The sequence below is a fragment of the Enterococcus sp. E4-223 genome, from assembly GCF_035727065.1.
Lineage (GTDB): Bacteria > Bacillota > Bacilli > Lactobacillales > Enterococcaceae > Enterococcus_B > Enterococcus_B faecium.
Map to the genome: position 1 here is coordinate 93,328 of NZ_JAPMLH010000001.1, position 23,207 is coordinate 116,534.

General features: G+C 38.3%; 23 protein-coding genes. 19 read left to right on the plus strand and 4 right to left on the minus strand.

Going from position 1 to position 23,207, the window contains the following annotated elements; all coding sequences use genetic code 11:
• The first annotated feature begins 47 nt into the window (after positions 1–47).
• From OS139_RS00540 to OS139_RS00565, 6 genes are all read left to right on the plus strand, one after another.
• A complete protein-coding gene (locus OS139_RS00540) occupies positions 48–1,499 on the plus strand; it encodes an amidase (protein ID WP_002324849.1) in 1,452 nt (483 codons plus the stop codon).
• Between the two features lie 20 nt (positions 1,500–1,519).
• Positions 1,520–2,356 (plus strand): transporter substrate-binding domain-containing protein, encoded by an 837-nt coding sequence (locus OS139_RS00545; RefSeq protein WP_002298445.1) that lies wholly within the window; start codon positions 1,520–1,522, stop codon positions 2,354–2,356.
• Positions 2,356–3,015 (plus strand): amino acid ABC transporter permease, encoded by a 660-nt coding sequence (locus OS139_RS00550; protein ID WP_002331760.1) that lies wholly within the window; start codon positions 2,356–2,358, stop codon positions 3,013–3,015. Before OS139_RS00545 ends, OS139_RS00550 begins: the two co-directional genes overlap by 1 nt.
• Before the next feature lie 125 nt (positions 3,016–3,140).
• Positions 3,141–3,830, plus strand: a complete 690-nt coding sequence (locus tag OS139_RS00555) for a hypothetical protein (protein WP_002298443.1) — start codon at positions 3,141–3,143, stop codon at positions 3,828–3,830.
• Between the two features lie 5 nt (positions 3,831–3,835).
• Complete coding sequence (locus tag OS139_RS00560; RefSeq protein WP_002295913.1) at positions 3,836–4,792, plus strand: sce7725 family protein; 957 nt, start codon at positions 3,836–3,838, stop codon at positions 4,790–4,792.
• Positions 4,793–4,835: 43 nt separating this feature from the next.
• Positions 4,836–5,348: a GNAT family N-acetyltransferase gene (locus tag OS139_RS00565; RefSeq protein ID WP_002331762.1), complete on the plus strand. Its 513-nt coding sequence runs from the start codon at positions 4,836–4,838 to the stop codon at positions 5,346–5,348.
• Between the two features lie 255 nt (positions 5,349–5,603).
• On the opposite strand, the gene OS139_RS00570 is transcribed toward OS139_RS00565, so the two are convergent.
• The 3 genes from OS139_RS00570 to OS139_RS00580 all read right to left on the minus strand — a co-directional run bounded on the left by OS139_RS00570 (position 5,604) and on the right by OS139_RS00580 (position 9,165).
• Positions 5,604–6,152, minus strand: coding sequence for a guanylate kinase (locus tag OS139_RS00570; RefSeq protein WP_002295911.1), 549 nt, complete (start codon positions 6,150–6,152; stop codon positions 5,604–5,606).
• Positions 6,153–6,240: 88 nt separating this feature from the next.
• Entirely contained in the window at positions 6,241–7,422 is a 1,182-nt protein-coding gene (locus OS139_RS00575) for a NupC/NupG family nucleoside CNT transporter (protein WP_002295909.1), read from the minus strand.
• Positions 7,423–7,656: 234 nt separating this feature from the next.
• Positions 7,657–9,165, minus strand: a complete 1,509-nt coding sequence (locus tag OS139_RS00580) for a DUF1846 domain-containing protein (RefSeq protein ID WP_002295908.1) — start codon at positions 9,163–9,165, stop codon at positions 7,657–7,659.
• Positions 9,166–9,323: 158 nt separating this feature from the next.
• Between OS139_RS00580 and OS139_RS00585 the strand changes: the two genes are divergently transcribed.
• The 13 genes from OS139_RS00585 to OS139_RS00645 all read left to right on the plus strand — a co-directional run bounded on the left by OS139_RS00585 (position 9,324) and on the right by OS139_RS00645 (position 22,575).
• Positions 9,324–9,515 (plus strand): hypothetical protein, encoded by a 192-nt coding sequence (locus OS139_RS00585; protein WP_002295907.1) that lies wholly within the window; start codon positions 9,324–9,326, stop codon positions 9,513–9,515.
• 202 nt (positions 9,516–9,717) lie between these two features.
• Complete coding sequence (locus OS139_RS00590; RefSeq protein WP_002331763.1) at positions 9,718–10,635, plus strand: coiled-coil domain-containing protein; 918 nt, start codon at positions 9,718–9,720, stop codon at positions 10,633–10,635.
• A complete protein-coding gene (locus OS139_RS00595; protein WP_002331764.1) occupies positions 10,628–11,701 on the plus strand; it encodes a hypothetical protein in 1,074 nt (357 codons plus the stop codon). Before OS139_RS00590 ends, OS139_RS00595 begins: the two co-directional genes overlap by 8 nt.
• A gap of 147 nt (positions 11,702–11,848) precedes the next feature.
• Positions 11,849–12,367 carry a hypothetical protein gene (locus OS139_RS00600; RefSeq protein ID WP_002331765.1) on the plus strand — a complete coding sequence of 173 codons (519 nt, stop codon included), beginning with the start codon at positions 11,849–11,851 and terminating at the stop codon, positions 12,365–12,367.
• Positions 12,348–12,740, plus strand: a complete 393-nt coding sequence (locus OS139_RS00605) for a DUF4430 domain-containing protein (protein ID WP_002302017.1) — start codon at positions 12,348–12,350, stop codon at positions 12,738–12,740. Before OS139_RS00600 ends, OS139_RS00605 begins: the two co-directional genes overlap by 20 nt.
• Before the next feature lie 75 nt (positions 12,741–12,815).
• On the plus strand, positions 12,816–13,751 hold the full coding sequence (locus OS139_RS00610) for a cation diffusion facilitator family transporter (RefSeq protein ID WP_002295900.1): 936 nt from the start codon (positions 12,816–12,818) through the stop codon (positions 13,749–13,751).
• Between the two features lie 132 nt (positions 13,752–13,883).
• Entirely contained in the window at positions 13,884–14,663 is a 780-nt protein-coding gene (locus OS139_RS00615; RefSeq protein ID WP_002295898.1) for an AzlC family ABC transporter permease, read from the plus strand.
• Positions 14,656–14,973, plus strand: a complete 318-nt coding sequence (locus tag OS139_RS00620) for an AzlD domain-containing protein (RefSeq protein ID WP_002295896.1) — start codon at positions 14,656–14,658, stop codon at positions 14,971–14,973. The genes OS139_RS00615 and OS139_RS00620 overlap by 8 nt, the downstream gene beginning before the upstream one ends.
• Positions 14,974–15,216: 243 nt before the next feature.
• A complete protein-coding gene (locus OS139_RS00625) occupies positions 15,217–16,827 on the plus strand; it encodes a polysaccharide biosynthesis protein (protein WP_002331766.1) in 1,611 nt (536 codons plus the stop codon).
• A gap of 156 nt (positions 16,828–16,983) precedes the next feature.
• Positions 16,984–17,832 (plus strand): DegV family protein, encoded by an 849-nt coding sequence (locus OS139_RS00630; protein WP_002298432.1) that lies wholly within the window; start codon positions 16,984–16,986, stop codon positions 17,830–17,832.
• A 230-nt stretch (positions 17,833–18,062) separates the two neighbouring features.
• Positions 18,063–18,542: a DUF6530 family protein gene (locus tag OS139_RS00635; RefSeq protein ID WP_002286073.1), complete on the plus strand. Its 480-nt coding sequence runs from the start codon at positions 18,063–18,065 to the stop codon at positions 18,540–18,542.
• 32 nt (positions 18,543–18,574) lie between these two features.
• On the plus strand, positions 18,575–20,803 hold the full coding sequence (locus tag OS139_RS00640) for an AAA family ATPase (RefSeq protein ID WP_325066764.1): 2,229 nt from the start codon (positions 18,575–18,577) through the stop codon (positions 20,801–20,803).
• A 128-nt stretch (positions 20,804–20,931) separates the two neighbouring features.
• Positions 20,932–22,575, plus strand: a complete 1,644-nt coding sequence (locus OS139_RS00645) for a glycoside hydrolase family 13 protein (protein WP_002331768.1) — start codon at positions 20,932–20,934, stop codon at positions 22,573–22,575.
• A 72-nt stretch (positions 22,576–22,647) separates the two neighbouring features.
• Here the strand turns inward: OS139_RS00645 and OS139_RS00650 are convergent, their stop codons facing one another.
• Positions 22,648–23,193, minus strand: coding sequence for a TIGR01440 family protein (locus tag OS139_RS00650; RefSeq protein WP_325066765.1), 546 nt, complete (start codon positions 23,191–23,193; stop codon positions 22,648–22,650).
• Positions 23,194–23,207: the final 14 nt, after the last annotated feature.

Sequence of the window (23,207 nt, forward strand, 5' to 3'; positions counted from 1 at the left end):
GTTAGACGAACTTGTGGGAAAATAACAGAGGCAAAAAGGAGGATAATATGAATGATGCAACAGAATTAGCAAAAGAGCTTAAAGAAAAAGAATTTAGTTTTCAAGAACTAGTTACGGATATACAGAAAAAAATAAAGAAGCAAAATCATGAATTGAATGCGTTTGTCGCGCTTGAACCATTCGAGAGTAATTCCCACGAGCTATTGATTCCCCAGTCAGAAAAAGGGCCATTGGCTGGTATCCCATTTCCTTTAAAAATGCTCGGTCAAGAAAAAAAGGGATGGCTAGCTACTTCAGGATCTCGTTTATTTGAAACACACCGAGCTTCTCATACATCTAATTATGTGCGGCAAGCAGAAGCGATAGGTCTAGTTCCTTTTGGACAAACCAATGCGCCAGAGTTTGGTTTCAAAAATATTACAGACCCAGTCATCTATGGCCCAGCAAGAAACCCTTGGAACCTTGAATGTACACCGGGCGGATCAAGTGGAGGAGCTGCTGCTGCAGTTTCATCAGGAATCGTTCCTTTAGCTGGTGCTAGTGATGGCGGTGGTTCTATTAGAATACCCGCTTCGTTTTGCGGATTGATTGGGCTGAAACCTTCGCGAGGGACGATGCCAGTTGGTCCATATGCTTGGAGAGGATGGCAAGGAGCTGCTATTGATTTCGGCTTGACAGTTTCTATGAGAGACACGGAGGCTTTATTTTATGGGATGAGAAGTATCCATTCCGGTGCGCCATATCAAGTATCGCCAGTTGAGTGGCAAACACATCCAAGAAAAAAACGGTTGAAGATAGCTTTTTGTGTTGATTCACCGATCCACTCACAGATTAGTGAAGAGGCAGTACTTGCTGTAAAAAAAGCTGTAGATTTCCTTGGAAAAGAAGGGCATGATTTGACAGAGATTCCTTACCCACTAGATGGTCGTAAACTGATCACGTCTTATTATCAGATGAATGGCGCAGAAACAGCAGCAATGATCCGCTCGATTGAAACAGGCATCCAGCGAGCTGTCAGAAAAGAAGAACTTGAACCCATTTCTTGGACTTTGTTCCAATATGGTCAGAAGCTCTCTGCCGCTACTTACATCGATTCTCTGCATGTATGGGATGAAGCAGCAATTGTCATGGAAAACCTACATCAAGAATACGATCTATTCCTTTCACCAACGACTGCATTTACCGCCCCTAAAATCAGCGAAGATTTGCAAAGTGATGCGATAAGAGCACAGATGGAACACATCAGTGATTGTTCTGAAGTAGAAGCTTTAGACGTTGTTTCTTCCATGTTTGAGGAGAGCTTGAAGATCACACCTTATACACAGTTGGCTAATCTGACTGGACAACCAGCAATCAGCTTGCCTACTCATTTGACAAAAGAAAACATGCCTCTAGGAATCCAATTTATGGCTGCCAGAGGAAGAGAAGATTTGCTATTTCAAATCGGCTATCTATTTGAAGCAAATCATCAGTTCCATTTACCAAATCCATGGAAATAGCAGAAACAAGGAGAAGAAGAATGAAGAAAAAAAGATTGTTTGCTCTAATAACTAGTGCCTTTTTTATTTTAAGCGCTTGCGGTACAGCTGCCGCTAATCAGGAAGATAACAGCTGGAGTAATGTAGAAAAAAAGAAAGAATTAGTAGTAGCGACTTCTGGCACACTGTTTCCCGCATCTTATTATAATGATCAAAATGAATTAGTTGGTTATGACGTAGATTTGGCAAAAGAGGTGGCTAAACGGTTAAATGTCAAAATCTCCTTTAAAGAATACAACGTGGATGGACAAATCACTTCTGTTTCAAAAGGAGAATCAGATTTTGCTGCGAACGATTTTGGTATCACAAAAGAAAGAGAAAAAAAATTCTCCCTTTCAGAGCCTTTCAAATATTCATTTGACAGTATGATCGTACGAAAAAAAGATGATTCAGGAATCCACTCACTTGAAGATCTTAAAGGGAAAAAAGCAGCTGGCGAACCCAATACTAGCTATATGCGTTTAGCGGAAAAACACGGAGCTAAATTAGTCACATATGACAATGCCACGAATGATCAGTATTTAAGCGATGTAGCAAATGGTCGAACAGACGTTATTCTAAATGATTATTATCTGCAGAAAATGGCCGTATCTGCTTTACCAGATATCCCTGTAAAAATACTGGAGAACGTTTATTTCAATGAAAACGAAAGTGGTTTTTTATTGAAAGAAGGAAATGATGCTCTGAAAAAGAAAATCGATGGCGTATTAAAAGAGATGAAAGAAGATGGGACGACAAAGAAAATATCTGAAAAATATTTTCAAACTGATGTTTCAGTCAAACCGAAAGAAACGATGGCTGAGTCGGTGAGTGAGTGATGTACTTTCCTCTAATTGATTTTTCCCTCATGTGGACTTCGCTTCCTTTCGTACTGCAAGGCTTGGTATACACATTAGGGATTGGCTTCGTGTCGTTTCTTTTAGGAAATTTGGTAGGGTTGCTTTTGACAGTTTTAGGTCTTTTGGATTGGCTGCCTCTGAATGTATTTATTCGTCTTTATTTATCGTTCTTTAGAGGCATTCCCGCACTAGTCCTGCTGTTTCTGTTATATTTCGGGTTACCTTATCAATTAAGTGCCTTAACGGCTTCAGTCATCTGCTTTACGATTACCAGCAGTGCATTTATTGGTGAAATCTATCGAGGATCACTAGCAGGCGTTTCTTCAGGTCAGTGGGACGCTGGTTTAGCTTCTGGTTTTTCTTTCTTTGGGGTATTGAAATATATCGTTTTGCCGCAAGCTTTTCGAATCTCGGTACCGGCACTCAGTAACGTAGCTATGGATCTAGTGAAAGGTACTTCGTTAGCAGCAACAATCACAGTGCCAGAAATATTTCAAAAAGCAAAGATCATAGGCGGTCGGACATTCGATTATTTTTCTCTCTATATTTTAGTTGCACTGATTTATTGGGTCATTTGTATCGGGATCGAAAAAGTGCAACAGTATTTAGAAAAACGTTCTATCCATCAGTCAATCTGAAAAATAGAAATGGTGCTAGCGTGGCTGGCACCATTTCTATTTTTTGTTTCTTGTATATTCTGCCTAGTATTTTAAAACCATTTCATGTAAAATGTAAATCGAAAATATGTTCGGAGGTAGAAAACATGAAGACCCCGCTAACCATCGAAATAGAATCCTCGTTATACCAATATTGCATCGAGCAAGGCGGCTTGGTTGTAGAAGAAGTCACGATGCCTGATGACCAAGGAATTGTAGATACGCTTAGCTGCTTGACAAAATTTGATGGAAGCCGAGAATGGCGATGCTATGAGCTGAAAGTGACAAAAGCAGATTTTCGCTCTACAGCCAAACTGTCATTTGTTGGACATTATAATTATTTTGTTTTACCAAGTAAACTATATGAAGAAGTAAAAACTGAAATCCCTACAGGAATAGGTGTTTTAGTGTATCGTCCGTACACGGTTGAAGAGGAGATGCCTGCCTCTGGTACATTTCTGATTGCGAAAAAAGCAGCAAAGAAAGAGCTTGCTGTACCGGAAGAAGCTTTGACAAACCGCTTCATGGCTTCTTTATTCAGGGAAGTAAGAAAAGCAAAGCAAATGGAGCGAGGCGTAAAATATTTTCCAACAGATCAATTGTACAAAGAATTGAAAAGACGTTCAGAAAATCAAGATCCATTTTCTAACGAACGATATTATGAACGGTTTTTAGAGGAAATAGCTAGTCAGGCAATCAATGAGTTGCAAGAAGAAGTTATCGCGCTTCAGCATGATTATGAATATTTGAGGCAACAACAGCAGATCCGTCGGTTGCCTACAGAGCCATTGGAGTGAAAAATATGTACTATCCTTATTTAAGAGGAAAACAATTTGATCTATTAGCATTAAAAGAAGCACTGTCGCGAGGATTGCTCTCCAATAAAATCCAACCAGTGATCGAACCAGTACGTGATTCCGCTACGCTTAAAAATGTGATCGAATTATTTCAAAAAAAGCACCATCCAATCGCTGTGATCCAAAATCCCCAAGTAGGACAATTCAAATTATTCGATCAGCATGTGCACAGTTGGACAGTCAAAGAAAATAGCTCTGTCGTCCCTGCACAGATCTTAACGCCAGAAAATCTCAGTGAAGTACTGGATTCACCTCCAGCGTTTCTTGTTTTCGATGGACAGCACTACCCAAAAGATACAGAGGTGTGGAAACAGTTGGCAGGAGTTGATTCGAAATTTTTGATACCAGATACTAGTCGCTTTCGCATCTGGCTGCCCGAAAACAAAATTGTGATCCGTGACTCTTTTCAAACGAGAAAGCATGTTGAAAGTTATGCAGATAAAACAGATGACTTTTTTAGTGATGACTATCTTTTTTTCCACGCAGACGGATATATTGGATTTTCTGATTTCACGATCGAAGGTAGCCGTTATTTCGATAAAGGGTTCCCTAGCCGAGCGCTTGCTATCCATCTAACGTATATTGATGCTTACGGCAATATACGCGTGAAACATTTTGTCTCTGACAGTAACGACTCTGCTAAAGACCAAGCATTGAAGTTTCTTGAAGCAGGAGATAAAATGAAAAAATGGATCATGCGTCACCATCATCAACTCTTGATTACTTCAGGAATGATTGAATTATTGGCTCTTTACCAGCAACAAAAATTCCCTGGACTGGGAGTGTTGAAAAAGTGGTCACTTATGCATCATTTAGAACTTATTAGTCACCTGCTAGATCATCCAAAAGATTGGCTTAAATATTATTCAAAAGTTCAGGAACTATATGAAGTGATCCAATGATTAGATAATGTAAATGAAAAAGGAATAGAAAAGAGGAAACTGGATGTATATTCGGCAAACAAGGAAAGAAGAAGTAGAAGAAGTGGTAGAAATCATTAATGCCGCAGCGGATTTCATTGCTTCGCAAGGCTCTCCTCAATGGCAAAACGGGCAGAAACCAACAAAAGAAACGATTTTGAACGATATTGAAAGAAAAGAAAGTTATGTATTAATAGTGGAAGATCAAATTGCTGGAACAGCTGCATTAGTCTCAGGCGTGGATCCCGTTTACACAAAAATAGATGGTAGTTGGAAAGAATCAACTGGTCCTTATTTATCGATTCATCGTGTCGCTTTAGCAGAAAGTACTCGAGGAAAAAAACTAGCAAAACCGTTCTTAGAACATTTGTTGACGATTGCAGCCAGCAAAAATATCCAAGATATCCGTATCGATACTTATCCAGCTAATAAACCGATGGAAAAGACCATCTATTCTGCTGGATTCACTTATCAAGGGATGATTGAATTTCCTTTTGAACACGGCGAAAGAAAAGCATATCAAATAATCATCAATTGACTATAAAATCATCTGAGCAAAGATAAAGACATTAACACTACTGAAAAAAACAATCATATGATAGCCAAGAGGTTGTAACAGAAGTGGCCAGCTTCAAAAAACAAGAAAGAATTTCCGAAAATGCTTCTCAAATTTTTGTGGAATTTTAGCGTATTTTACGAAAAAGCTGCTTTCTGAAACTCCCTTCATCGAGAGGTCGTGACATAGCTTTTGTCACGACCTCTCGGCTTATCCTACGAGTATTATTCGATACATTTATATCAATAATCCTTTTTTTATTTTATCTGCAGCTTCTTGGAACGCTCCATCGTTTGACACGACTAAAAGTGAGGGGATAGCTTTCAAACGTTTCAACTGTGCTAAATCTTCTACATAAACCGCCAGTCTGGCTGAAATCTGTTCAGATGAATCTCCACGTTTTTTCAGGCGCGATTGCAATGTTTCTTTAGAGATCGTAATAAAGATAGGACGGACTACCGTCCCGAAATACTCATATAAATGCCAAAAACCATTTGCTGTCAAAACGGCGTAACAATTTCCTACTGTCAGTTTCTTTTTAATTTCTGCTTTACTGGAACCATATTTATGTTGAGCATATTGGTCCCACTCTGCAAACTCATTTCCCTTGATCATCTGATTGAATGTATTGTCAGAAACAAAATAATAATCCTCTTGATCTTTTTCCCCAGGTCTTGGTGATCGATTCGTGTAAGTAATGATCTTTTGTTCCGGCTGAAAAATAGCTTCTGCGAGTGAAGTTTTTCCAGAACCAGAAGGACCGATAAATACATAGCAATAATTCATTGTCATTTCTCCTTTGATGATTGAACAAGTGAAAAAGCTTTGGAAAATATTTCCAAAGCTTTTAAAAGCAACTTTGCTTTTTTGTATATTATACCAGCAAGCCAGTCACAATAGCACTTAAAAAGCTGACTAAAGTCGCTGTTAGCAAAATTTTCAATCCGTGTTTTGCGACAAGATTTCCTTTTTCTTCATTTAATCCCTTCATCGCACCAGAAATGATCCCGATAGAAGAGAAGTTGGCAAATGAAACGAGGAAGACAGATATAATTGCTGTTGTACGCTCAGTAAAATGGAAATTACCATTTGCTAATTCTGTCATAGCAACAAATTCATTTGTAACCAGTTTAGTCGCCATGATACTACCGGCATCCACTGCTTCTTTCCATGGGATTCCGCTGATGAAGGCAAGAGGGGCAAAGATGTAACCTAGGATCTCTTGGAAAGTGATGCCGAATATCCCGTGGAAGATAGCATTGATCATGGCAATCAAAGCAACAAAACCGATAAGCATAGCAGCAACCGTGATCGCCACATGGAAACCATCAAGAATGTATTCTCCCAACATTTGGAAAAATGTCTGTTCTTTGTTTTCTTCAATGATCAGCTCATCTTCTTTTTCTTCTAATACATAGGGATTTACAATTGAAGCCAGAATATAACCGCCAAATAAGTTCAAAACAAGGGCAGTGATCACATATTTAGAATCGATCAGTGCCATATAAGATCCGACGATCGACATAGAAACTGTAGACATAGCCGATACACTCATGGTGAACAAACGTTTCTCAGATAGGAAGGGTAATTCCTTTTTTATGGAAATAAAAACTTCCGATTGTCCTAAAATAGCAGAAGCTACTCCATTATAAGATTCCAATTTGCCCATCCCGTTGATTTTACTTAATCCTAGACCAACAGCTTTCATAAATAATGGAAGAATCTTGATATAGCGTAGAATACCGATAATAGCAGAAATAAATACGATTGGCATCAATACGGAAAGAAAGAAAGGTGCACTTCCTTTATTTGCTACACCGGCAAAAACAAAGTCAACACCTTGCCCAGCAAAAGCAAGAAGATGATCAAACATTTTTGCCAATACAGAAACAACCGCTGTACCAAAAGTTGTACGTAATAATACGAAACCAAGAACAAGCTGCAAAACGAACATCACAATTAGTGGTTTCAATTTGATTGCTTTTTTGTTACTACTGATCAAAAAAGCAAGCCCTAATGTGACAAATAAACCAATAATACCTAATAAATAACTCAAATAATCACTCCTATTCCAAATTCCGTTTTATTTTACCTGTTTTGCAAATAAAATACTAATCTTTAGTGAAATTTTCATTACTTTTTTAGAGTGAAACGCATTCATTTTCCATTAGAAAATAAAGCGAACAAAATAAAAGGTTTAAAAAGTGTAACGTCTTAGTAAAGTCTATAAAAAACGAAACTATTGATTAAGCTAATAGTTTCGTTTTCAACATTTATAAGTAAACTTTTTCTATTGGTAATATAGATTTTCGGAAGGGTAGACAGGTGCGCAGGTAATATCGATTCCTAGTTTTTTCAATGTTTGTTCATCATTTTTATTGACCATCACAGTAGAGTGGGCTTGTGCTCCCTCAAGTTCAGCTAGTTTATCATAAGCAACTTGAGCGATTGGATTCGTTACTGCACTGATTGATAAAGCGATCAAGACTTCATTGATGCTTAGTGCATCCAAAGAGGAATGAAGTGTCTTTGATTTCAATCCTTGTATTGTTTCAAGAACTAATGGTGACAATAAAGGAATGTCATCTGCGATATGGGCTAAATGTTTTACTGCATTTAAGATAACTGCCGCTGACGCATCCATCAATGAACTTGTACGCCCGGTAATGATGACTTCATCTGGTAATTCGATTGCAATCACAGCAGAAGGATCTTTTGTAGGACTTTGCGCTTGAATCTTATCTGCATAGTCATGGGCAGGGACTACCACGTTTCGGTCTTCAGGACGTAAACCGACTTCTTCCATAATCAGTTTGATTCGATTAACTGCTTCTTCGTCGATCAATCCTTTTTTGAAGTCGCATTCTGTTTGGAAATAGCGACGGATGATTTCTTGTTTAGAAGCTTCTTGGACAACGGTATCATCCACGATCCCAAATCCTACACGATTCACACCCATGTCAGTAGGAGATTGATAAACAGATTCTTTACCAGTAATTTTTTCAATAATACGTTTGATTACAGGGAATGTCTCAACATCCCGATTATAGTTCACAGCTACTTTATTGTAGGCATCAAAGTGGAAGGAATCGATCATATTGACATCTTTTAGATCGACTGTGGCTGCTTCATAAGCAATGTTCAGCGGATGTTTCAACGGAACATTCCATACTGGGAAAGTTTCGAACTTGGAGTAACCAGCTGCATGCCCTTTTTGGCTTTCATGATACAGTTGGTTCAAGCAAGTAGCGAGCTTTCCACTTCCTGGGCCAGGAGCTGTCACTACAACGATTGGTTTAGTTGTTTCAATATACTCATTTTTTCCAAAACCATCTTCTGAGACGATTTTTTCTACGTTGACTGGATAGTCTTCGATTTCTGAGTGTTTATAGACCTTGATGTTTCGTCTTTCTAGTTTATTGATAAAGACTTTCGTGGCAGGCTGTCCACTGTAGCGAGTGATAACGACACTGTTGATTAATAAGCCATAACCACGTAATTCATCGATTAACCGCAAGATATCCATATCATAAGTAATCCCATAATCACCACGGATCTTATTACGTTCAATATCTCCAGCATAGACGCAAATCAGTATTTCAGCTTGATCTTTCAATTTTTGCAGCAATTTGATTTTCGCATCTTCTTCAAATCCTGGAAGTACACGTTTCGCATGCTTGTCGTCAACTAGCTTCCCACCAAATTCTAAATATAATTTGTCATAGTGGTTCACTCGTTCCAAAATATACGCTGACTGCTCTTCAATATATTTTTCTGAATCAAAACCAATTTTTTTCACTAGGTTCCCTCCTTAAGTACTAAAGCATTTTTTCATTTTTTTGAGGATTCGTCAACTGGAAGAGCGAAATTCCTCAAAAAAACAAAGAAAATGGTTTAATCCAACTTGTCTAGATAGTTATTCATTGGTATGATAGTTTTTGATAAGGAAGGTGCTACATGAAAAAAAGACAGAAAAAGAAAAACGCATATAAACACTATATCCGTTCGATTTTTACCGGTTATGAAAGAATGCTTGAAGATCCCGAATTGGAACAATTGACGTTTACTTATCTAAACGAAGAAACGCAGCTAACTCGTGATGAGCATCAGCGCATTCATTTCACAACAAGAGATCTGCCTAGTAAATAAAAAATAAGATAAAGGTCATTGGATTCGATTCTGTCCTATCAGATGGAAAGACTAGTTGATCGAAAAAAAGGCTGTACCAAATTTTGGTGCAGCCTGTTTTATGGAGCATTGCCCGCTCTTTTTTATAACAATTTTTTACAGAAAATGGTACTATTGAAGTATTAATAAGTGAAAAACAGATGAGTAAGAGGAGGCAAGTAGTATGAAAGAGCCAGATACAAATGCAAATTATGAGCCAGACGAACTAGAGGAGACGAACGCGGATCAGGATACAGGACAAGAATCGTCTTCTTTTTACGATATCAAAGAAAAAGCAAGCATGAATCTTTCCCAATTAGTAGAAGACTTACAGGCTTTTGAAAAAGCTGTCCGCGAAGAAGATATCCCTGAGATCTACCGTTTATACAATGGCCGATTGAATGAAGAATTAAAAAGAAGCTCAAATGAAAATCACGAGATCGATCAATTGCTGATGCGTAAGATCCATGATCGTTTTTTACAGGAATTTCCTTTTATGGAACAAGTAGAAAGCATCTCGCCAACGATGAGCTATTACAAAATCGGCACTTATTACCATGATCGGCCCACGGTCGGTATTGATGCAAGTCTGCCAGAAATTTTTGTTTTGCCTAAGATCGATGAAGAGTGGGAGAAATATTCCCAACCGGAGTCAACGGACTATGACAAAAAAATCAATGAGCTAGACGCAAAGGTGATCACTGCTCAGACAGAAATTGAACGTTTAGATGAACAAATAAAAGAAATCAATCGACAAATGACTGATTTGAACGACAATAAAGGATTCTTGAATCGTAAAAAAATCGAGGAAGAAATTCAAGAATTAGAGAAGAAGAAGCAAGTACTATCTAATGAAAAATTAGGCTGGCTTCCTTATATTGAGACGCCTGAAACAATCCAGCAGCAAAAAGAAGCATTGAAGCAAGAAGCAAGAGCGGACCAGCTTCGTGCAGCCATCGTAGAAAAAGAACAAAGGCAAATCAGACGCTATTTCGGTAGCAAAGAGGGATTCGGTCAAGCAATCCATGAATTCTTGATGAATTATCTTGGCAATGAGAATCCTAATAATCAATCTAATGAAGGAGGTTCCGAGTATGAATGAACACGATGAAGCAGAATGGACAAAAAATGAAGAACAAACAGAAGATCATGAAGAAACGAACACTTCATTGGAAGAACAAACAAGTAATCCTCTGGATGACACAGAAGAAATCCCTATGCTAGAGGAAACAAAAATACACGAAAAAGAAAAAGTAACTCCGACGAATACGAATACTGCAGAAAACACCCATGCTTACGAAATAACTGAAAATCCCGGGTATTTAGAAGGAAAAGAGCAAGATCATCAAGATATCGTCAGTTTGATCGAAACAGCGGAAGCAGAATTAGCGGATTTACGTATGAGAAAAGATTTGATCGAATCAGATTTTCCACAATTATTAGAATCATATGATCGTTTTATATTGAATGAAGAACCAATCTCCACGATCGGAAAGACAAGCCTGATCGAATACTTCACGTATGAATTACTGAAACCGTTGAATGATATTGGTCTGGAACGGTCAAATTCAGCTTATGACACATGGAAAACAAGACATTTTTCGACCAATTATACGTTGAATGGACAAAACGAATTAGTCTTTTCCTTTGTATTACCGACCATCGATCAACGATACCAAGTGGAATCGATGAGTCTCCTAAACGTATCACCAGAGACAATGGAAATCAATGTCCAAGATGACCGGGTGCTTTCTTTGATCCGACACTGGTCAGTGGATCGAGTATTCTCTGCAGGGCAGATCACGATATTCAATCACAAATTGAATCAATTATTAGCCCATGCAAGAACACTTGGTTTTACCGTTAATCAGACATTACTAGACAATACGAAGCCACTTCGTTTGAATCTTCAGAGCGAATTTGAATTGACGAATGAAGTATTGGATGATATTTTTATCGTGGCAATGAAAAATCCATCCTACGATATGGAAAAGATCAACGAAACTACTTATCAAGTACGATTAGATAAAGGACAGTCTTTAACGATAACAACAAACGAAAAAGATCAAACAGTCTTGTCGATCTCATCTGGAGACTACCCACGATCTGTCATTGATTTCTTTATCAATTACGAATTCTTGGTCCCATTAATGGTGAGAAAGTCCTGATTGGATAAGTTGGATTACCAGATGTCATTCAGATAATTCTGTTCCAAAGGACTTGCGGCAGTTATCCAGAATAATTGTCACAAGTCTTTTCTGTATGTACTAAATGGACGTGAATAACTTGCTGATGAAGGAGGGATTTCATTAGGAATGTCCACAAATAAAATAGCACAGCTTAGCTTATTGTCTGCTGCTTGTGTAGCAGGTAGGATCGCTTTTCAATTTATCCCGAATTTCCAGCCAATGACTGCTATTTTTTTATTTATAGTACTTTACTTAAGCTTAAAAGATGCGTTAATTGTCATGAGTCTTTCTATTGCAATCAGCAGTTTTTATTTTGGTGTTGGACCATGGGTCATCGGCCAATGGATCAGCTATACTGTTGTTCTGAGTTTGTTTTCAATCGCCTGCTTGAGAAAAACAGTGCAAAGGAATCTATGGTTAAAGGGAGTCTGTTTTTTTCTGGCGGGCATGGTTTACGGAATAGGTATGACCGTTTTTGATACGCTGTTATATCGTTTACCTCAACCTTGGATCTATTACCTTCAAGGGGTGTCGTTTGATTTGATGCACAGTATAGGCAATGTTGTGTTCTTTCTTGTTTTTCTGCCAGTCGTCAAACGTTTTTACAATCATTCAGGAGGAAAAAATGAAAAAAATAATTTATAGTTTGCTTGCAATGAGTGTCAGTATACTCATTTTGACAAGTTGCAGTACAACCTATACACAATTGGCTTCCAACCAAAAGGAGGAAGTAAAAACATCGCAAAAAGCAACAATCACGTTACAAGAAAATGGTCAAAACTTTTCGGAAAAAGAAGTGGTCTTCAAAAAAGGCGATGATTTACTGAGTATTTTGAAACGAAATTTTGAAGTCGAAGAAGATAACGGCTTCATCACTTCGCTTGAAGGGCACTCACAGGATGAGAAAAATCAACTCTATTGGATGTTTACTGTGGACGGGAAAAGTGCTACTACTGGTGCCAAAGAGATCAAATTGAATGATGGACAATCGGTCATTTTCAATTTGTCTAAACTATAAGTTTCATAAAAAACTGTTAAAGGGCGAATATTGCCATAATTCAGTGAGTTCAGTTGATGAAAGAAGGAAAATAACATGGAAAATTTTAAAAAAAGCGGAATGTTTTCCGTAATTGCTGCTCTAGGGGCTAATATTCTAGTTGCTATCAGCAAATTTGTCGGCTATGCGATCAGTGGCAGTGCCGCCATGCTAAACGAAAGCATCCACAGTATCGTTGATTGCAGCAATCAGATTTTGCTGTTATTCGGTGATAAACAAGCCAATAAAGGACAGAGCGAGTTGCATCAATTTGGTGAAGGACGAGCAAAATACTTTTTCAGTACAATCGTCGCAATGATGCTTTTCTTCGGCGGTGGGGCACTTGGGGTGATGGAAGCTTTTGAAAAATTGACGCATCCATCCCATGAAGTGGGTAATCCGATCATTGTTATAGCAATACTGTTATTTGGTTTGGTAATCGAAGGAAGTTCGTTACGCGTGGCAATGAAAGAAATCAAAGAATTGAATACTGAAAAACTTTCCACGATGCGCTTTTTGCGCGAAAGTCGACACAGTGAAATACTGATTATTTTTACGGAAGACTTGTGTGCTGTAATCGGTTTGGTCTTGGCTTTAGCAGGAACAATATTGACTTATGCAACCGGGATTGCTGCATTTGATGCGATCAGCGGATTGCTGATCGGTTTCTTGCTGATGGGAGCCGCCATTTTCCTAGCAAAAGAATTTTATAGTCTGATCATCGGTGAAAGCGTGACAGCAAGCGATTTGTCAAAAATCAAGTTAGCCTTTGAACGACCTGAAATCAGTCGGCTAATTGATATCAAAACAGTTCATTTAAGTCCAACGGAGATTTTAGTTGCAGCAAAAGCAGATATCGTTGGTAACAAAGAGAATGAAGCTTACTCGGTCATCAATGATATTGAAAAAAATATGCGTCAGTCTCTTCCTGACAAGAAGATGTATATATACATTGAAACAGATAAATATGACCCAAATTATTCTCGTAAATAAAACGTTTATTCATGAATTGAAGCAAAAATGAGAAAAATATAATCTTGTTTTTAAATAAAACGGCTACAATTTAGCGAATTTATGTTACAATGAGTCCGCTGTTTATTTGTTGTAATTAAAGGAGATATTTTAATGAACAAAAAGAAAAGTGCGCCATGGCTTCAAGCTTTGCATGCAGTGATGCCACTTTGTATAAGCTATATACCAGTAGGATTAGCTTGCGGAGTATTGTTGCAAAAAGTTGGATTTGATCCTCTCTTATCAGGACTGTTATCGATTCTGGTCTTTTCCGGTGGCGCGCAGTTTTTAGTTGCATCTATGCTTACGACGCAAGCATCATTTGCAACGACATTATTGATGGTTTTCTTTTTAGAATTACGCTATACATTATTAGGAGCAAGTCTTGCCGGTTTTATGAAAAAAGAAAAGCGGACGTTTTTGGCTGTCTTTTCTCAATCACTGAATGATGAAAACTATGCGGTGAACTACTTAAAGTTTTCAACTGACCCTTCCTGGAATAAAAGAAAGGCTTTATATGTCAATTGGTTCTCAATGACTGCATGGGCCGGTAGCAATATGATCGGTAATTTTTTCGGCTCGGTGATTCGAGTAGATGCTGACCTTGTCCATTTTGCTTTGACGGCCATGTTCATTTTCATGTTTATCATGCAGATGAAAAGCGCACTACTGATCTTTACAGGTTTATTCTCAGGCGTATTAGGGGTCGTATTCATGGTATTATTCCAAAATACTTTCGGATTGATTGCAGCAACAGTCATTGCTTCATTTGCCGGATTTATGCTGGAGAAGGCATTCAAAAAAGAAAAAGCTAAGAAACTAAGAGACCGCGGTAAAGATGTCAATGAGCCGCTCTTCAACTTCCCGGAACAGGAGGCCAATCACCATGACTAAACTATATTTGCTACTTTTAGTTGCTTGTCTGTTCATCGTGGCATATATCCCGCGCTTGTTCCCGATGCTTTATTTTACTCATCGAAAAGTGCCATCCTGGTTCAGTGACTGGATGAAATATGTACCGGTGGCATTATTTGCGGCGTTAGCTTTTAAAGATGTTTTCATTACTCACGAACATCTGGATATTGCTTGGAATATCAAAATAGCTGCAATGATTCTAGTAGCAGGCGTGGCTTACAAAACACGTTCGATGGCGTTGTCAGTTTTGACAGGACTTGCGTCTGTCTTTTTGCTGTCTATGCTTTAAACTGTTTTATTTTATTAAAAACAGAGATTGCGACATAAGTTGTTCAAACTGATCTATCCGAACTGCATTTGCAACAGTCAATTCTGGATGCAAGTTTATTCGTAGGGATAAAAAAGATTAGTGTTGGCTTATGATGCAAGCTCTTTTTTATTTTAGGAATTAGAGAGGGATTTGTCCTTCTATGATTTTTTGCTATAATAGGGAAGATGTTTATTTTATGAAAGAATAGTTGAGGGAATTTAAATGAATAAAAAATTGATGCAAGGAACATTTTGGCTAACCTTTGCTAATCTTCTATGTAAAGTTTTAGGGGTAGTCTATTTGATTCCCTGGCTAAGTATGATGGGGAACAATCAAGATGGTATGCTTGCTACGACATTGTATAATGTTGGCTATCTTCCTTATGGATTGTTCCTGATGCTTGGTACAGTCGGATTTCCAAATGCGATTGCAAAAAAAGTAGCTGTAGCCACAAAAGAAGGAGATAACGCTGCTTGTCGGCTGATTTTTAGAAGTACGATCAATATCATGTTTGTCATCGGTATTGCTTCTGCTGCACTGATGTATTTATTTGCTCCTTTACTAGCCGGAATCAGTCCGATTGCTAACGTTAATAATGGGATACTAGCTATCCGAAGTTTATGCCCATCTTTGATTGCTATCCCAATTCTTAGTGCAATGAGAGGATATTTCCAAGGAAAAAATGATCTGCGGCCTTATGGAACTTCTTTGATTATCGAACAGGCTGTGCGAGTGATCGTTATCTTGGCTGGTACTTATTACTTGCGCGTATTGACTGACGGAACCATATTAGAAGCTGTATTGATCAGTACAGTCGCTTCTTTCTTCGGTGGGTTAGCTGCGATTATCCATATGTATATCGTCGGACGCAGAAAAGACTTCTTCGAACTTAAAGATTTTTTGATTTCCAGCCGTTATTTCGAAAGAGAAAACCGATCTGCCTCTGTCTCTATCATTCGGGAAACACTACCGTTTATTTTTGTCGGCTCAGTCATTACTATCGTTCAAATGATCGACCAAGTAACGATGAAACCACTGCTTCACTTTTTCCGTCCAGAGATCGCAGATCAGCAACTGGAATTCTTATTCAGCCGTGCTTCTGTCAATCCAAATAAATTGACATTGATCCTGATCTCCATGGTAGGAACAGTAGCTATAAGCAGCTTGCCAATATTAAGCACGATGAAGAAAAAAGATCGGATACAAATCGAAAAAACAGTAGGAGATAGTTTTTCGATTGCGTTATTGATTCTTCTTCCTTCATTGACTGGAATGTCTTTATTAGCTGGACCACTATACACATTGTTTTTTGGCTATGATCCTGAAAGTGTCGGATATTTCCAAATGGCTTTGCTAGCTTCTTTGTTTTTCTCTTTATTCACGATCCTATCTACGATGCTTCAATCTTTGAATCACCATCGTTTTGCGATCCGATTAACTGTAGAAGCAATTATCCTGAAAGTCATCTTCCAAGTAATCGGATTAGGATTAGTTGGCGGATACGGGATGAGCTTATCAAATGGCTTAGCATTCGGTATTGTCTTTGTTCGCGGCTATCACTTTATGTGCAAAGAATACCGAATAGCACCTTTAGCAAAGATCAGCAATTTTTTCTTAAAAACTTTCCGCTCCACCCTGATTATGCTTGCAGTATGTTTTGCCGTTTTCTTTTTGCTGAATCAGCGATTGTCAATGGAACCAAAAAGCTATGCAATGATTTATTGTGTGGCTGTAGGAAGTATTGGCGGCTTAGTATTTTTATTTTCTCAATTCGGAAAAAATGGGTTTCGAATGTTGAAAAATGTTAAACATCATAGCAGAAGCAAAGAATAGGTTAACTAATCGTTTTTTGCTGTCACTTGAAAAACGGCAACTCGTATGATTACGCTTGTCGTTTTTCTATTTTCCAATTTTAGTTTCATATCTAATCTTACTTATGATATAGTTATAAGGTCTGGAAAAATTCTTTGAAACGAGGAAATTAAACACATGAAACTTGCAGTAGTTACAGATAGTTCGGCATATCTGCCGGAACGTATCAAGAACCATCCCGACTTATTCGTTATTCCAATCCCTTTGATTATGGATGGGAAAATTTATAACGAAGGAATCGATATCGAAGCGGATGAATATTATGGACTTTTAAAAAACAGTAAAGATTTTCCTACTACTTCACAACCTGTCGTAGGGGAAGTTTTGGGTTTATATGAGGAATTGAAAGAGAAAGGGTATGACACGATTTTAAGTATCCATCTTTCTTCAGGTATTTCTGGCTTTGTCAACACATTATTTGCGATGAAAGATGACATCAGCGGAGTAACGGTCATTCCTTATGACTCTAAGATCACTAGTATGCCGATGGGACACATGGTAGAAGCTGCCTTAGACTTAAATGATGAAGGTCAGTCCCTTGATGAAATACTTGCACATGTCGATCGAATCCGAGATAATACCTACGCTTATCTGATTGTAGATGATTTGAACAATTTAGTACGAGGAGGACGTTTGACAAATGGTGCAGCGCTGATTGGCAGCTTATTAAAAATCAAACCGATCCTGACATTTTCTGAAGGGAAAATTGTTTTATTCGAAAAAATCCGTTCAAGTAAAAAAGCATTTGCTCGAGCTGAAGAAATTATTGGTAGAAGAAATAACGAAATACAACCGCCAGTCAAACTTTACGTGATACATGCAAATAATTTAGAAGTAGCGATTGCGGAGAAAGAGAAATTGCAGAAAAAATATCCAAATGCAGAAATCGAAATTGGTCATTTCGGACCAGTCATTGGTACACATTTAGGTGAAAAAGCCATCGGCATTGCCATTTCAGCGCAATAATTCCTTTTATTCAAAAAACATACCAAAAATATTCCAACATCATCTTGGACTTTCTACATGTTACTAATGAGCGTGTAAAAGAACGAGATGGTGTTTTTATTTCTATCAACGAAGCTCTTTTTCTTTGCAATCCTCACTTCAATCCTCTATAATGTCGCATATAGTTTAGTAAATGAGTAAACTACTAATTTACTTATTTACTAAAAATAAAAGGATGAGGAGTTAAAATAATGGAAATACCAACAAATTTAAAACATAAACCAGTAATCGTTGTAGAAGACTATGATAAAGTTGATGGAAGAAATGCATTAAATACGGACGCAAAAGGGCTTTCTCTGGGCCTTGCTCAGTGGAATGATCGTGGAAAAGTCGATATCTCAGGCAAGGTATGGCGACATACTGGAGAAAAATGGTCACGACAGTCGGAAGAATTACCAATCACACGTATTTTAGACTTAGCGATCTTAGCTGCGCAAGGAAGTTTATACTTCCAAGATGCTTATCGTTATGAAAAATTTTATGATCCAGAAAATCCAGTCGTAGACATCATTGGATTGCAAGGGAACCGAATGACGGTAGAAGTAGATACCAAAAATCCAAAGATCGATGAAGACATCATTTTGTATTACGATACACTACAAAAAGACGGAGAACTGATTGGGGAACGATTCCGTATTTTAAAACGTCTTTTAGATGAGCTAGGATATTAATAGACAGAGATGATCAAAAGGGGAAGAGAAGCATGGAGAATTTCTCACTAACAGAAAACCGAACCTTTTCACGGCTAGAAAAGCAAATGATCTGGAAGAAACCGAAAAGCCATCGGACAAGTGCAGAAGAATGGCGGATCGCCTCCGAAATCAAAGGGAATTGGCAAGATCCTGAAATGAAAATCAGTAACGTACTTTTGGAAGGAGATGCCGGGTCGGGGAAGACACAATTAGCCAAAGCACTATCTGCTGATCTGCAACTTCCCTATACAAAAGTGACCTGTTTTGCAGATATGGACAAATCAGATGTTTTCGGAGCCTTATTACCTGTAGTAGATTCTAATAAGGAACAAGACCAAGAATTACTAGAAGCTATTTACCAAACAGATACACTTGAAGCTGTACTGACACTGATCCAGAACCATTACGGCATTGATCCTTTTTCTGCTAAAGAAAAATTAGTAGAGCTAGTTCAAAGGATCGAAGCTGATTATCCAGATGCAATCCATTACAGCTATTACCCTTCTGAAATCGTTCGAGCGATTGAAAAAGGATATTTATTAGAGATTCAAGAGCCGACTGTCATCCGAGATGCCTCTGTTCTTGTGGCACTTAACTCAGCGCTCGAACCAAATGGGATGTTGAATTTACCGACAGGAATCATTCGTCGCCATCCAGATTGCGTCATTGTGATCACTACAAATCGAAATTACCAAGGAAATCGCCCATTAAATGAATCTTTAAGAGATCGGATGCAACATGCGGAAAAAATGGATCTTCCTGCCTTAGAAGTCATGGCAGAACGTGCGATGGCGAAAACTATGATCCAAAAACAAGAACTTCTCTTAAAGATGGCAGAGATTATCCGTTTGTTGGATGAAACTGCAAGAGCTAACGCCATCAAAGGTGTAGCAGGAATGCGTTCTTATTTTTATTGGGCAAATACCTATAAGCAAGGACAAGATTTACTCCAGTCGATTTATCCAAAAGTTTTGTATAAATTATCCACTGATCCAGATGAATTGGCAATTCTTGAACAAGCTTTGTCTGACAGTGGATTGCTACTGGAACTTCAGGACATATTGAGAAAAGAAAAATGGGGTCATCCTCAATCTGAGCATACAAAAGGAAGAACCATTAGCGCCGAAGAAGCAAATGAACGAAACATCACTGAAAATGCTGAAGAAATTCTGCGCTTAGATGAAAAGAAATCGTTGTCTGCTGAAGAACCAAATGAAGGAGAAGAGAAACAAGAAGAAACAATAGAAAAAAACGAGATTCCTCCTCAAATGCAAAAAGAACGCAGTAGCGATATCGAAGGAAAAAATCAAAAAGAACAACAAACAGGAGATGATTTTCAAGAAATGTCTGCTTCTGACATGGAAGCACATGATAAGGAAATCAAGAAGCAACTGAATAAAGAAGCGCGACAAATCATGAAGGAAACGATTCATGAAAAAGAAGGTCTCATCGTTCACCGACCAGCTTTCCAAGGAAAAACGCCGGAAGCACGTGAGCTACACATGCAAGTAATGCCAATAGTAGAATCACTTAGCCGGCAAATTTTAGAGTTACTGGATAATGAACAAACAGAGACGTACCAAAAAGGAAAATACGAAGGTCAGCGGTTCAATGCAAGCAAAGTAGCATATGGTGATTTGAGAAATTTTGACAAAAAGAACCCGCCACATGAGCAACCTTCTTTAGCGGTAGCTGTACGGATCGATGAATCTGGGTCAATGATACGGGATGATCGGATCGAAGCGGCAAAAAAAGCAGCGATTGCCATTGCCGAATTTTCTAAGAAAGTCGATATCCCATTGTTGATTTACGGAGATACAGCAGACCGTTCGTCAAGAGAAAAGACTTCTTTGTTTTCTTATAAAGAATTTGAAGACGGATTTCAATGGTTAAATGAAAAATTAGTCACTATGAAACCAAGGCAAAACAATCGTGATGGTGCGGCACTTCGTTTAGCAGCAGAAAAATTAAACAGACAATCCGCAACAACCAAACTGTTGCTTAATATTAGTGACGGTCAGCCAAAAGCGTTGCCGGATTATACAGGCAAAAAAGCAAAAGAAGATATCCAGTCTGTTTTGAAAGAATATGAGCGTCAAGGAATCTTCTTTGTCTCCGCAGCTATTGGCCAAGACAAAGAAGAAATCAAGTCAATCTACGGTGAAAGTCGTTTTGTAGATATTACTGACTTGAATGAATTTCCCAAGCAAATGATTCAACTGATTGCCCGCTATCTATGATAAAATAAAGCTCAACGAACGCACTTAGCAGATTCGTTGAGCTTTTCGTTTCTAGTTACCGGTAACAAGGATACTTCTAAAATAGAATCGGTTATAATCAAGAGGGACCGTTAAAGGAGTGAAACGATATGATACAAGAACAAAAATGGTGGAAAGAAGCAGTAGGCTATCAAATCTATCCTGCTAGTTTCAAAGATAGCAACGGCGATGGTCAAGGAGACATCAATGGGATCCGTGAAAAACTTAATTATTTGAAAGATCTTGGTATCGGCTTTATCTGGATCAATCCGATCTATCAATCTCCATTTGTCGATAATGGTTATGACGTAAGTGACTATCAAGATATAGAAGAGAGATTCGGAACGATGGAAGATTTTGATTTATTGCTAAAAGAAGCACATGAATTAGGGATCAAAGTGATTATGGATCTTGTCATCAACCATAGTTCGGATCAGCATCAATGGTTTGAAGAATCGAAAAAATCTAAAGAAAGCCCGTATCGCGATTATTACATTTGGGTCGACGGGGTGGATGGCAAAGAACCGAATAATTGGACATCGATTTTCGGCGGTTCTGCTTGGGAGTATTCTCATGAAACTGGACAGTATTATCTGCATGTTTTTGCAAAAGAACAACCAGACTTAAATTGGGAAAGCGAGAAATTGAAAGAAGAACTATTCAATATGATCCGATGGTGGTTGGATAAAGGGATAGATGGATTTCGTTTAGATGCGATTTCTCATGTAAAAAAAGATGAATATTCAGTAAAAGCCACAGAGAACCCTTTCTCACCCTTTCAAAATGTCTCAGGAATCGAAGAACATTTGACCGATTTGAAACATGTTTTTGAAGAGTACGATATCATGACTGTCGGAGAAGCAAGTGGTGTCACTGCAGAAGAAGGACCACAATGGGTAGGGAAAGACGGTTATTTCGATATGATATTCGAATTTGATCATATCCATATCTGGCAGCAAGAAAAAGAAGGGCAATTAGATGTCCTTAAATTGAAACATGCATTAAGCGCTTGGCAAACTTCATTGGATGGTATCGGATGGAACGCTTTATATATGGAAAACCATGATGTTCCTCGTGCCGTTTCAGTGTTTGGAGATACTCGTCCCGAGTTTTGGGCTATGTCTGCAAAAGCAATCGCTATGATGTATTTCTTTTTGCAAGGTACGCCATTTATTTATCAAGGACAGGAAATCGGAATGACGAATATGCCCTTTGAATCGATCGATCAAGTTGATGCAGTAGATTCGAAAAGACTTTATAAAAGGCTGCTTGCGGAAGGTAAGACAAGAGAAGAAGCATTGGATATCATTCGTGAAACAACGAGAGACAACAGCAGGACACCCATGCAATGGACTTCGGAACAATATGCTGGTTTTTCTACACATGAACCTTGGCTGATCACTAATCCAAATACCAAAACGATCAATGTAGAACAACAAGAATATGAACCAGAGTCGGTCCTGCAATTCTATAAGAACATGATCCGCATTAGACAAACCAATAAAGGTCTGATATACGGTTCTTATAAAGAATATCTTCATGAACATCCACAACTTTATGTCTATGAAAGATATTTAGAAGATGAACAATATCTTATTATGGTAAACTTAACAGAATCACTTGCTGACTATGAACTTCCAAAAGAAGCAGATCAGTCCTGGACATTACTCTTGTCAAATACCTCTAGCGGAGAATTTGAAGCTAAAGGTATACTAGCACCTTATGAAGCTCGGTTATATAAAACAAACAAGTAAAACTTCCTCGTTAAAGTTCATTAGTTGGACTTTGCGAGGAAGTTTTTCAGATTGCTCTGTCAATTACTCACTTCAATAATTCGCTCTAGGACCACCGATATATTTAGGACGAGAGCGAAGAGCTGTCACGTGAGCTTGTCCAAGGGTTTTCAAACAAGGTCTGACAGGTACTTGGACATGTTTGATATGCATACCGATTGATGTGTCACCGATATCGATACCGGCTTGTCCAACTACGTGTTCCACTTCGACAGGATCATTGAACTGGTCAAAAGCAGCAACAGAACAAGCACCTCCAGCATGTAGTGCAGGAACAACAGAGACAATTTCGAAATTTTTTGCTTCTGCCACTGTTCGTTCTACTACTAATGCTCGGTTCAAATGTTCACAACCTTGGACAGCTAGCGCAATTTCTTTAGGATCCAACAACTCTTTTAACGTACGGATGATCCATTGACCAACTTCCGCACTGGAATTTTTTCCAATATGTCCTCCAACGACTTCGCTTGTGCTGCATCCTAAAACAAAAAGATCACCTTTTTTCAAGTGTGCCTCAGCCAATATGTCATTAACTATTTCAGTCAATTGGTCTTTTAATTCTTTTTCTGACAACTTCATTTTCTAAAACCTTC

Excerpts from the sequence above, each read along its gene's own strand:
- OS139_RS00540 (WP_002324849.1), top strand. The coding sequence starts at position 48 with ATGAATGATGCAACAGAATTAGCAAAAGAGCTTAAAGAAAAAGAATTT.
- OS139_RS00545 (WP_002298445.1), top strand. The coding sequence starts at position 1,520 with ATGAAGAAAAAAAGATTGTTTGCTCTAATAACTAGTGCCTTTTTTATT.
- OS139_RS00550 (WP_002331760.1), top strand. The coding sequence starts at position 2,356 with ATGTACTTTCCTCTAATTGATTTTTCCCTCATGTGGACTTCGCTTCCT.
- OS139_RS00555 (WP_002298443.1), top strand. The coding sequence starts at position 3,141 with ATGAAGACCCCGCTAACCATCGAAATAGAATCCTCGTTATACCAATAT.
- OS139_RS00560 (WP_002295913.1), top strand. The coding sequence starts at position 3,836 with ATGTACTATCCTTATTTAAGAGGAAAACAATTTGATCTATTAGCATTA.
- OS139_RS00565 (WP_002331762.1), top strand. The coding sequence starts at position 4,836 with ATGTATATTCGGCAAACAAGGAAAGAAGAAGTAGAAGAAGTGGTAGAA.
- OS139_RS00570 (WP_002295911.1), bottom strand. The coding sequence starts at position 6,152 with ATGAATTATTGCTATGTATTTATCGGTCCTTCTGGTTCTGGAAAAACT.
- OS139_RS00585 (WP_002295907.1), top strand. The coding sequence starts at position 9,324 with ATGAAAAAAAGACAGAAAAAGAAAAACGCATATAAACACTATATCCGT.
- OS139_RS00590 (WP_002331763.1), top strand. The coding sequence starts at position 9,718 with ATGAAAGAGCCAGATACAAATGCAAATTATGAGCCAGACGAACTAGAG.
- OS139_RS00595 (WP_002331764.1), top strand. The coding sequence starts at position 10,628 with ATGAATGAACACGATGAAGCAGAATGGACAAAAAATGAAGAACAAACA.
- OS139_RS00600 (WP_002331765.1), top strand. The coding sequence starts at position 11,849 with ATGTCCACAAATAAAATAGCACAGCTTAGCTTATTGTCTGCTGCTTGT.
- OS139_RS00605 (WP_002302017.1), top strand. The coding sequence starts at position 12,348 with ATGAAAAAAATAATTTATAGTTTGCTTGCAATGAGTGTCAGTATACTC.
- OS139_RS00610 (WP_002295900.1), top strand. The coding sequence starts at position 12,816 with ATGGAAAATTTTAAAAAAAGCGGAATGTTTTCCGTAATTGCTGCTCTA.
- OS139_RS00615 (WP_002295898.1), top strand. The coding sequence starts at position 13,884 with ATGAACAAAAAGAAAAGTGCGCCATGGCTTCAAGCTTTGCATGCAGTG.
- OS139_RS00620 (WP_002295896.1), top strand. The coding sequence starts at position 14,656 with ATGACTAAACTATATTTGCTACTTTTAGTTGCTTGTCTGTTCATCGTG.
- OS139_RS00625 (WP_002331766.1), top strand. The coding sequence starts at position 15,217 with ATGAATAAAAAATTGATGCAAGGAACATTTTGGCTAACCTTTGCTAAT.
- OS139_RS00630 (WP_002298432.1), top strand. The coding sequence starts at position 16,984 with ATGAAACTTGCAGTAGTTACAGATAGTTCGGCATATCTGCCGGAACGT.
- OS139_RS00635 (WP_002286073.1), top strand. The coding sequence starts at position 18,063 with ATGGAAATACCAACAAATTTAAAACATAAACCAGTAATCGTTGTAGAA.
- OS139_RS00640 (WP_325066764.1), top strand. The coding sequence starts at position 18,575 with ATGGAGAATTTCTCACTAACAGAAAACCGAACCTTTTCACGGCTAGAA.
- OS139_RS00645 (WP_002331768.1), top strand. The coding sequence starts at position 20,932 with ATGATACAAGAACAAAAATGGTGGAAAGAAGCAGTAGGCTATCAAATC.
- OS139_RS00650 (WP_325066765.1), bottom strand. The coding sequence starts at position 23,193 with ATGAAGTTGTCAGAAAAAGAATTAAAAGACCAATTGACTGAAATAGTT.